Genomic DNA, 6,364 nt, shown 5'->3' with positions numbered 1-6,364 from the left:
GTGATAATAAACCAAATATATCTGTAAAAGGAGACGGCAATAAAATTAACATAGGTAAAACAAAGATCATCAATAAAATAATTCAACCTACTGTGCATCAATCTCATAATATAATACATAGAGTAGAAAAATCTTCTCAGAACTCGAGTACTGAAAAGGAAATTTCAAAATTCCTTGGATGGTTGTTTGTTTCAATTTTGTTTGGATTAATTTATTTTAGTTATCTAAACTTCTTTAATATGATTCTAATAGTGATATTTATAATTAGATATACCTTTTATATCCGGGCTTCTTTTGCAATCAAAACACTGAATAGGTCATTTAATGAATTAAAATTTACGTTTGCTTTTATAAATATGTTTTTTTTACTTGGTCTGATCATTTGTTTACTATTAATACCTATACCTAAAGAACTCATCGAGGTTGATAAAGATTTAAAATTCAACATATCCATATTTTCTGAGGGAATGAACTCTATTTTATCTTGGCTGGAAAGTGTAATTGCTTATATTATAAGCAATTGGGGGAAAGATTCTTTAAATTATTTAATTGGACGGAGTCTTGGACTTTTTCTTATTACATTCTTCATTATCATGTCAACTACAAGGAGAGCATTACCGACAGTAAAAAAAGGGGGAAAAACCATTCATATTATTTTTAGAAAGTATTTTCATAATGATATTTCTTACCTTGCTTATATTTTGCTTCCTGTTTCCTTGGATTGCTTTTGATATCAAGGATCAATTGTATCCTTATTGGGATGAATGGTTAAAAGGATAAGATTAATAACTTAGTTATCATGTAGTAATTTCAAACCTGCACAAGGATTAGATGGTATAATTAACCTTACAAAGAGGGGGATTATAATGAAAGAAATACTTTATTTAGATACTGAACTCATGAACTCCAACTTAGCACAAATTGATCAAGGACTTACAACAGATGTTTCTCATCATAGTGATACACAAAAAACTGAAAGTGATGGTTCTAGTTATGTAGTTGGTAAAAATGCTGAAGTTGGTGCTAGAATCGGCCTCTTAACACTTAATGTAAATGGAAAGATAGGAGCCGATGCACAAGAAGGATTTAATGAATCGCGGTCTTTTTTAGAAGGAGAAAAAGACATTTTGAATAAGTCTTTTCACGATTATTCTTTATCATTAATAATGGATAAACTTGATGAAAGAGAGCTACTTAAAACGACAGAGTATGATTTAAACGAGGGAGATTTTTTTATCATTGAGTCTGAATTAAGATTAAATGATTTTTCCCTTATGAAGAGATTTAGTAATCCTGAAAAAACAGAAAATCTATTATTAGCAGAAATTCTTGATGCTCCAATGACCTATAAAGAAGCAAAAAAAATCATATCTAAAAATACACCCACAGCTAAAGAGCGTGAATTAATTTATTTAGCTGAAAAAGTTGTAACTATTCATGATAATGCAAAACCAACCCTTTCGGTGTTAAAACAACTTCATGCATACAGTGATTATTTATCTGATATTTTGGAGGATCATTCTTTTATTAAGGTAGGAAAGAGCGCAGGGATAATTAAAAATTCCAGTTTACGAGAATCTACAACTTCTCTAACGCTAAGGTCAGAAAATAATAGAAAAGTTAAATTGTTTGGTCGTTTTTCATCAACAAAACAAACTGTATTTAATGGTTTTAATACTGAAGAATTAGCTTCTGATGAGTTGTATAAGATGCCAAATTTGTTTCTTGATGTTGTATTAGGTTCAATGCAACTTATTACTGAAGGAGATAATATTGTTAGTCCAATAGCAATCTATTTTGAATAATCTTTAAAACAATCTTTTCTTTTTTTTCTTGTCTTATCAAAGTCTTCAAATTTGTTATCTAAATTATTCCTTCGTTTCTCCATGCGAAGCCTATTATTTTTTTGTGTTTTATTAAGCTGGCCATCTAAAAGATTAATCTGATCGACTGCTTTTTTTATAACATCACGACCAAACTTAAACATTTTTTCACCTCAGTTTTAATTCATCATATCATAAACCAGTCTATGCATCCAAAGATAGCTTGGTGCTAAAGCTCCTTTAAAGGAGCAGTGTTTGGAGTACGAGTAAGTCTTTACAGGCAGATCTCATAAGTTTAGAAAAAGCAGATTAAAGTAAAAGAGCCTCTCAATTATGAAAGAGGCTCTTTTCAGAATAATTTAATTATCGCAATAACTAATCCACCTACAGTTAAAGTGGTTGCAATAGTCCATTTAATAATACTAGATGTTGCTTGTTCAACTTTTGAATCTACATGGTCTCTTGTTGCAATATTTGAATTATTAATGGAATCCGTAAACAAAGTTTTAATTTCTGCTTTTGTCGGTAAATCATCAAGTTTTTTGGTTCTTTCCTTGAGGACAGCGACGTCTCTCTCAAGGTTGGATATTCTTTCTGTTAACTTTTCCATAGTGTCATCACTCTCCTTACCAGACGAAATTTGTGTTAATGATTGTGTTATTGAATTTAATTGTACTACAATATCTTGTAATATTTCTTCGTTTTCTAAACTTCCGGTACTATCAATGCTTAAATTGTTTGAGTGAAAAGTGTTAATTCTCGTGTTTTTAGAAATTGCCCCTGAACGTTGATACTGAAGCAGTCTAATAACTTTGCTATCAATGTTTCCTGCTTCATTCTTCATCTATATCTTGCTCCAGTATTCTTCTTAAAGAACTTACTGTCTGTATTAAATCGTGGTCATTCATTTCAAAGTCTATATATTGCCCGTCATTTCTTGAAAATCTTACTATACTTATATTTTTATACAAATCTTTAGAGTAAACAATACTAAACAATTTCAACGGTTCAGTTCTTTTAAAATAGAACTGTGACACAATAGTTTCTATAGTTCTATAGAATGAAAGTGCATCCTGTTGATAATTTTCAGGAATGTCTTCTGGCCACTCCATACTGTCATCATCGAGATAAAATCCACGATCACCTAACTCAATAAAAGATTCACCCATAATAGGATTTAAGGCAATATTAAGTTCATCTATACAATGTGGCCAATCACTTCTAGTTTGAAAAGTGTTTATTATTGTTAATGCCTTAGTGAAAATCATATTATCCTTTTTGTACTTTTCAATACTATCTCCAAAATAATCTAATATATTATAGCCATTTTCATACGCCATGTCCTACACTCCCAATAGTTTATGTCTTAAGTCTAGGAATGTTTCCACGTAATGTCAATAATTTTAAATATTTCTAACTCTTATTTGTATAGTCTCTTACTAAAAATTACAGTCATAATAAGAGTTTAGCTACTTCACAAGCGATGTAAGCTTCGCTCTAGTCTTCGGGCCATAAATACCATCAGCAACAAGTCCATGCATCAATTGGAATCGTTTGACGGCATTTTCTGTTTTTGGCCCATAGTAGCCATCAATGCCGTTATTTTTTGCGCCTTTGTCCGGGTAGTAATACACAGCAGCCAGAGCCTCCTGCAATGCTTTTACTCCAGCGCCTTTTGTCAAAGGTTTGGTCACTTTAATGATGCCAGATGGTAAGTTAAACGATTTTTTAGGCTTACTCGCTTTTGGTTTGGATGGTGTATTTTTTACAGGTGTTGCTTTCACAGGCTTTGCTGTTGCCTTTTTACTTGTATGAGCGGTTGCAATACCCGCCTTGAAGCTGTCCCAGCGATTAAGCAACTTTCGTGGACATTGTTTACCGCTCCATCTTTTATGGGGAACAACATTGGCCAGCGGAATACCTTGATCCTGCATCAGCTGACGAATTAGCCATTGAGCATTTTCAACCGCTTTTTCAAAATTGCCGTCTGCGTTTTCGCAAATCTCAATTCCAATTGACTTCATGTTTCCGGTTCCTCGTCCATCTCCTGCATGCCATCCGTTTTCATTTAGCGGCAGATGCTGATAGATACAATTTTCATCCACAGTGTAGTGCCAGCTAACGGCTGTATTAGATCGTTTAACAAAAGCTGCGTGACTTGCTGCGTCTGCTCCTTTTTTAGTATTAGCAGTATTGTGGACCGTAATATATAAAGGCTTCATGTAGTTACCAGGACGGTTCTTGTTGCTTTTCGGGATATAATCTTTAATGATTTTTACCACGTTCATCGTCTCCTTTTGATGTATTAAAAAGAGCCACCTCATGGCAGCTCCTTACTTCGTTAATCCTTTTTCTTTTAAAATTTCTTTTTGTAACTTGCCTTTGTCAGTCACATAGTTGTTTTTAAACCATGCCACCAGTGTTGTTACGATTGTAAAGATCATTGAGCCAGCAAGGTACAATGTCTCAGCCAACGAAGTGACTTGATCCTCACTGATCGGCAAGATTGGTTTGCCAAATAGAATTAACGCTTGGTTGATCAATGCCATAAATAGAAGCACCGTGCGGATCATCGTGCCTTTGTCGAAGTTTTTCATAAATGTTCCCTCCTATTTTAAATTCCGTTCAATTTTATCGAGCTTGTCGATCACGACATCATACTTTTCACTAAACTTTGCTAACACATCATTTTGCGCCTCGATTTGCTCATTGAGCTTGTTTTCTCTTTCCTTTGTCGTGTTGAGAACATAAAACAATACCCAACAAAAAAGGACCGCAAAGGGTCCTTGTGTCATCAAATATTGAGCCAAATCCATTTCCACCATACTCACCTACTCCCTCACTTGATCACCCCCTTAAAGAGGCAAAATAAAAAGCCCTTCTAGACTTCGTATTGTTCTCCTGTTATGTCTTGATAGTCATCTGCCGAGATCCAGCCAATGTTTACATAAAAGGCAATGTCTTCAGGACCATAACACTTCCAATCCCAAAACTGCTTAATATCCGCAACTGTTGGATATATCATGATTTTCCACCACCCTTCAACTCCTGAATCTCAGTCATGAGTTGAGCCAATTGTTTTGCCATTTGTGCCTCACGTAATTTAGCTGCAGCTGCTTCCTTTGACAGTTCAGTCAATTGTTTAGTTAACACCGCATTTTGCTGTTTTAATAAATCTATATCATACGGCGGTTGCTCGATTTGCAAGCTATCAATGTATTCCTGAGTTGCCGACTCACTCCATGTTTTGCTTTTTGGATTATATTCCGCTATATATAACCCTTCTTGAGGTTGTACATCAGTAAACCCCGCTGGAATTTCAGCATCATCGGGTATTTCTTTATCCCCACCAGGTATATACTTAAAATTTTCATCATAGGCGTATATTGGCTTCATAAAATCACTCCTTTGCTTTAAACATACAATTCACGACAATAAACTCAGTATTACTACTCGTGTCTTGAATGCAGAAACGTCCATCTGTAGCAATATACTGTCTACTAAATTGCGGTCCCTTAAAACCACCGGTACTAGAAGCGATGCCAACATTATAGAGAGGGAAAGGCGGTTCACACCCTTCTGGCAACATAAACGCACCAACATCCCCAAGTGTACCGCCTGTGATGGCTCCTGTAACATAAACAATTCCCATCGCATCCTTTGCAACGCGAACCCGATAGTCATTATTGACCTCAGACTTATATGTTTTCCATCCGTTTCTGATAGTCGGTAACTTCCAGTCGAGTTTTGCATCTTTACTGGTGGTAATTCTCTCCCACCCTTTGAAACCTTGAGCATGGAATGTACCAATCCAAGTTATGTTATCAAATGATCTTGTAGCGATAATGCGTTTATATATGACTTCATTTTGTTCATACGCTGTTTCAAAAACATCAACGTAATAAAAGCTCGTATCATTTTCTACTGGAGCATTCAACAATTGAGCTCCCATGTAAGGACCTGTCGGTAGTTTAAATATATCGGTACCATTTGGAACCCTTGCAATTCTTCCATCGTTTGGTGTGAGCCTATATAACTGACCATTATTCCATTTATTCCTTTCGGCAACTGACGGCAGCTGCGTCCAAGTGATTGATATATGGCTAGAATTATAGTAGAAGTAATACGCATTACCTGACGTATCTACCGCAAAACCAGTCCCAATCTTATCTTGGCCAACTGTCTGTATTCCTCTTAAATAAGCGTTACTAGGCGCAGGGGAATCTTCTACACCTGGAGAAGCGATAAAAGTACAGGTTCCCTTGTCCTTGATTGCATCAAAAATACTTCCGTCAGCCGGAACAGAGATCAAGTATTTGCCGTCATCAGCTGTGATCTTATATAGCTGTGATTCATTCCATTTCTTCTTCTCTGCTGCAGATGCATGTGGCTTGGTGTCATCAATATGGCCAATGATCTGATCTAACAGTCCAGAGTCATTTTCAAGCAACACATTAACCATGTCATTGAACAGATCCGCATGAGCCTTGTCACTTGTTTCAAACACTTTAGGAGATTTAATATCCATCCATGAGCACTCC

Annotated in this window: 11 protein-coding genes; 2 read left to right on the top strand and 9 right to left on the bottom strand. The window is 35.4% G+C overall.

Annotation, left to right across the window (positions count from 1 at the left end; genetic code table 11):
* Together ACQYAC_RS19390 and ACQYAC_RS19385 are read left to right on the top strand one after the other, a co-directional pair.
* On the top strand, window positions 1-731 hold a 731-nt coding region (locus ACQYAC_RS19390), incomplete at its 5' end, for a hypothetical protein (RefSeq protein WP_429943937.1).
* Between the two features lie 135 nt (window positions 732-866).
* Window positions 867-1,805 (top strand): DUF6414 family protein, encoded by a 939-nt coding sequence (locus ACQYAC_RS19385; protein ID WP_429943936.1) that lies wholly within the window; start codon window positions 867-869, stop codon window positions 1,803-1,805.
* Here the strand turns inward: ACQYAC_RS19385 and ACQYAC_RS19380 are convergent.
* The 9 genes from ACQYAC_RS19380 to ACQYAC_RS19340 form a co-directional block, all read right to left on the bottom strand.
* Window positions 1,793-1,987 (bottom strand): hypothetical protein, encoded by a 195-nt coding sequence (locus tag ACQYAC_RS19380; protein WP_429943935.1) that lies wholly within the window; start codon window positions 1,985-1,987, stop codon window positions 1,793-1,795. The two genes, ACQYAC_RS19385 and ACQYAC_RS19380, sit on opposite strands and share 13 nt — an antisense overlap.
* Window positions 1,988-2,172: 185 nt before the next feature.
* Window positions 2,173-2,667: a hypothetical protein gene (locus tag ACQYAC_RS19375; protein WP_429943934.1), complete on the bottom strand. Its 495-nt coding sequence runs from the start codon at window positions 2,665-2,667 to the stop codon at window positions 2,173-2,175.
* Window positions 2,657-3,163, bottom strand: a complete 507-nt coding sequence (locus tag ACQYAC_RS19370; RefSeq protein ID WP_429943933.1) for a hypothetical protein — start codon at window positions 3,161-3,163, stop codon at window positions 2,657-2,659. The genes ACQYAC_RS19375 and ACQYAC_RS19370 overlap by 11 nt, the downstream gene beginning before the upstream one ends.
* Before the next feature lie 129 nt (window positions 3,164-3,292).
* A complete protein-coding gene (locus tag ACQYAC_RS19365) occupies window positions 3,293-4,105 on the bottom strand; it encodes a peptidoglycan recognition protein family protein (protein ID WP_429943932.1) in 813 nt (270 codons plus the stop codon).
* A gap of 51 nt (window positions 4,106-4,156) precedes the next feature.
* Window positions 4,157-4,420 carry a phage holin gene (locus ACQYAC_RS19360; RefSeq protein ID WP_429943931.1) on the bottom strand — a complete coding sequence of 88 codons (264 nt, stop codon included), beginning with the start codon at window positions 4,418-4,420 and terminating at the stop codon, window positions 4,157-4,159.
* Window positions 4,421-4,432: 12 nt separating this feature from the next.
* The gene (locus ACQYAC_RS19355) at window positions 4,433-4,645 is read right to left on the bottom strand and encodes a BhlA/UviB family holin-like peptide (protein ID WP_034620157.1); all 213 of its coding nucleotides are present in this window, start codon (window positions 4,643-4,645) and stop codon (window positions 4,433-4,435) included.
* Window positions 4,646-4,704: 59 nt separating this feature from the next.
* Window positions 4,705-4,848, bottom strand: coding sequence for an XkdX family protein (locus tag ACQYAC_RS19350; protein ID WP_429943930.1), 144 nt, complete (start codon window positions 4,846-4,848; stop codon window positions 4,705-4,707).
* Window positions 4,845-5,219: a hypothetical protein gene (locus ACQYAC_RS19345; RefSeq protein WP_429943929.1), complete on the bottom strand. Its 375-nt coding sequence runs from the start codon at window positions 5,217-5,219 to the stop codon at window positions 4,845-4,847. The genes ACQYAC_RS19350 and ACQYAC_RS19345 overlap by 4 nt, the downstream gene beginning before the upstream one ends.
* Before the next feature lie 4 nt (window positions 5,220-5,223).
* Entirely contained in the window at window positions 5,224-6,351 is a 1,128-nt protein-coding gene (locus ACQYAC_RS19340; RefSeq protein ID WP_178897068.1) for a hypothetical protein, read from the bottom strand.
* Window positions 6,352-6,364: the final 13 nt, after the last annotated feature.

This window comes from Bacillus sp. MM09(2025) (genome assembly GCF_050496725.1).
GTDB classification, from domain to species: domain Bacteria; phylum Bacillota; class Bacilli; order Bacillales; family Bacillaceae; genus Bacillus; species Bacillus pumilus.
Note: the sequence above shows the minus strand (reverse complement) of the source record. Positions and strands in the feature narration are given on the sequence as shown.

What these genes read in the sequence shown, in the direction of transcription:
- ACQYAC_RS19385 (WP_429943936.1), top strand. Translation starts at nt 867, where the DNA reads ATGAAAGAAATACTTTATTTAGATACTGAACTCATGAACTCCAACTTA.
- ACQYAC_RS19380 (WP_429943935.1), bottom strand. Translation starts at nt 1,987, where the DNA reads ATGTTTAAGTTTGGTCGTGATGTTATAAAAAAAGCAGTCGATCAGATT.
- ACQYAC_RS19375 (WP_429943934.1), bottom strand. Translation starts at nt 2,667, where the DNA reads ATGAAGAATGAAGCAGGAAACATTGATAGCAAAGTTATTAGACTGCTT.
- ACQYAC_RS19370 (WP_429943933.1), bottom strand. Translation starts at nt 3,163, where the DNA reads ATGGCGTATGAAAATGGCTATAATATATTAGATTATTTTGGAGATAGT.
- ACQYAC_RS19360 (WP_429943931.1), bottom strand. Translation starts at nt 4,420, where the DNA reads ATGAAAAACTTCGACAAAGGCACGATGATCCGCACGGTGCTTCTATTT.
- ACQYAC_RS19350 (WP_429943930.1), bottom strand. Translation starts at nt 4,848, where the DNA reads ATGATATATCCAACAGTTGCGGATATTAAGCAGTTTTGGGATTGGAAG.
- ACQYAC_RS19345 (WP_429943929.1), bottom strand. Translation starts at nt 5,219, where the DNA reads ATGAAGCCAATATACGCCTATGATGAAAATTTTAAGTATATACCTGGT.
- ACQYAC_RS19340 (WP_178897068.1), bottom strand. Translation starts at nt 6,351, where the DNA reads ATGGATATTAAATCTCCTAAAGTGTTTGAAACAAGTGACAAGGCTCAT.